A 1088-nucleotide genomic window follows, 5' to 3' on the forward strand; every position below is an offset into this window, starting at 1 on the left:
CTAGTAGGGCTTGGTCAGCTTCGTTTGTGAGTGGCGTGTCTGTTGGGCTGTTGGTGTCGTTGTGATGGTGTGACACCTGGTGAGATGGCCGAGGTCCGGGAGGACCTGGAGGCGTTCACGGCGGAGTTGTTCGACGGGTTCTTCCGTGCTGACCAGCGGCGGTGGGGCCAGGTCTATGTGCGAGGGCTGCTGCTGGACGGTAAACGCAAGTCGGTGGAGCCCATGGCCGCCAGGCTGGGCGAGGACGGCAACCGGCAGGCGCTGGCTCACTTCGTGACGTCCAGCCCGTGGAATCCGGCGCACGTCCAGGCCCGCCTGGCCTGGAGGATGCAGGACGCGATCGGTCCGGAAGCGTTGATCGTCGACGACACCGGGTTCCTCAAGGACGGGGACGCCTCGGCGTGTGTGTCGCGGCAGTACACCGGCACCGCGGGCAAGGTCACCAACTGCCAGGTGGGAGTGTCACTGCACCTGGCCACCGACCGTGCCTCCGCCGCGATCGGCTGGCGGCTGTTCATGCCGTCCGGCTGGGACCCGGCCTCGCCCTGGGCGGACCCCGCCAAAGTCGCCCGCCGCGGCCGCTGCGGCATCCCCGCCCAGGCGGGACACGTGGAGAAGTGGCAGCTTGCTCTGGACATGATCGACGAAGCACGGTCGTGGGGCATCGACGTCCCCTTGGTCGTGGCGGACGCCGGATACGGCGACGCCGCCGCCTTCCGCAGCGGCCTGGAGGAACGCAACCTGCCCTACGCGGTCGGTGTTTCCGGCCGTCACAGCGCTCACCCTGCCGACGCCCGGCCCGTCCAGCCGATCTATGCGGGCACCGGCCGACGGCCGCACATGCAGTATCCCGACCCGCCGCAGACCATGAAGGACTTGGTCGTCGCGGCCGGCCGGACAGCCGCTCGGCCGGTGTCCTGGCGGGAGGGATCCCGGCCGGGCGCCAGCCGAAGCGGCTTCAAGCGTATGTACTCGCGTTTCGTCGCCCTCCGGGTCCGGCCCGCCGGACGAGGCATCCGCAAGCCGGCCGATGATCCCGAACTGCCCGAGCGCTGGCTGCTGGCCGAATGGCCTGCCACCGAGCCCGA

1 protein-coding gene is annotated in these 1088 nt (G+C 69.9%); it reads left to right on the forward strand.

Going from position 1 to position 1088, the window contains the following annotated elements; genetic code table 11:
- Nucleotides 1–84 precede the first annotated feature (84 nt).
- Nucleotides 85–1088: IS701 family transposase (locus ACFYW5_RS38015; RefSeq protein ID WP_389421704.1), on the forward strand; the 1004-nt coding region annotated here is incomplete at its 3' end.

It is taken from the genome of Streptomyces sp. NPDC002779, assembly GCF_042888685.1.
Lineage (GTDB): Bacteria > Actinomycetota > Actinomycetes > Streptomycetales > Streptomycetaceae > Streptomyces.